Below are 1,446 nucleotides of genomic sequence, written 5' to 3'. Positions count from 1 at the left end.
CCTTAAATATTTCTTTCAGGACAATAAAAAAGGGGGACGCCCCCCCTAATTTCACTTACTACTTTTAATTTTTTTAAAAAGTTTTACAAGCATTAAAACAATAAATACTATCAGTACTACTGTAAAAATTGCTGTCGCAATAAAAGCCACGTAATTTCCTTCTTTCTATCTTAAAATTGAACTTTTAGTAATTGTACCTTTTGCATTCGATTCAACATTAACTCTTAAATATTTTTCTTGTAATTTTAAACCATTTCCTTTAATTGTAAAACCTAAAATTGCGCTACCTTCTTGATAAGCTATTCTCCTTGAACTACTAGGCTTTTGTACTGCACTTTTCTTTTCAACTATATCAATAAGAATTCCTGCAACATGATTTGTTTTCATATAGTTTCCAGTTCTTCTGGCAGTCACTTTTTTCCCATCATAAGTAAATTCTGCACCTATATATGCAGTAACTAGTTTTAAGCTTTTTACAGCTGTATCATAAATGCTTCTTGAATGCGAAGCATTTTTTATTTTCTTTGATGTTGCAGCATATGCTTTATCAAAAAACAGATTATCAACAAATGTAAATAAATTAAGGTCGTCAGTATTTTCATCTACTTCTCTTTCTTCTGACTCTTTAAATTCATCTACTATAACCAAATTATCGTCAAACGTTACACTCAGGTTTTTATTGATCTCAAAAGTTTCAGATTCTATATTAGTTTCTAATTCTACTGACTTATGTACATCGTTATTTATGGTTTGTATTTCTTCTTGAATACCCTTATTTAAAGTTTCTTGGGTATTTTTCTTTAATGTTTCCGTGATTATAGTATTAACAGATTCATTGGACGTTTTAGTTTTCTCTTTGATTTCTGAAATAATCTTTTCTCTGTCGTTAGCAATTTTTTTCTTTTCAGAGTTATTGAAGTTTACTTTTAAATCATCATTATTTTGAACTCGTAGTGTATTTTCTTTTAATTCACTAGCTTGTACATTCGATGTTTTAGTTAAAAAAACACTAACGAACAATACGCTTACTAAAAAAACAGTTATTATCTTTTGTATCATTTTAAAAACTCCCTCTTTATTTTTACAGAAATAAGCATATATGAAAAAATAAAGATTTAGTATAGATAAAAAGTATTAGATTAGTCTCTATAGTCTGTTTATCAAATAATTTTCCAATTTCCAATTCCATTGAGCAACAACAGAATAAGCTTTTTCTTCAACCTCTGAATCCTCATCGTCCACTCGTACCAAATCGCCTTCTTCAACATCATCTAAATTCAATTGCTTATGTACTTTTTTCAATAAACCACCGTATGCAATCATTCGCTTCCGGTATAAACCTTCTTCTAAGTCTTTTACAACTTCTAAATCATTTTCTAGATTACCAGTCAAATAGTCGGCATCTTTCACAGAATATTTTGCAGTTTCTTGCACCGCTGCTTGAAT

The 1,446-nt window shown here is 29.2% G+C and carries 2 protein-coding genes; both read right to left on the bottom strand.

What is annotated here, in order from left to right; translation table 11 throughout:
- Nucleotides 1-165: 165 nt before the first annotated feature.
- Nucleotides 166-1,059, bottom strand: a complete 894-nt coding sequence (locus tag D1606_RS18020) for a hypothetical protein (protein WP_119417396.1) — start codon at nt 1,057-1,059, stop codon at nt 166-168.
- Between the two features lie 87 nt (nt 1,060-1,146).
- Nucleotides 1,147-1,446: protein rep (locus tag D1606_RS18015; RefSeq protein WP_158582434.1), on the bottom strand; the 300-nt coding region annotated here is incomplete at its 5' end.

Source organism: Rummeliibacillus sp. POC4 (assembly GCF_003576525.1).
Taxonomy (GTDB): Bacteria; Bacillota; Bacilli; order Bacillales_A; family Planococcaceae; genus Rummeliibacillus.
The sequence above is the reverse complement of the archived record's forward strand: the minus strand, read 5'-3'. Positions and strand labels throughout refer to the sequence as shown.

What these genes read in the sequence shown, in the direction of transcription:
- D1606_RS18020 (WP_119417396.1), bottom strand. Translation starts at nt 1,059, where the DNA reads ATGATACAAAAGATAATAACTGTTTTTTTAGTAAGCGTATTGTTCGTT.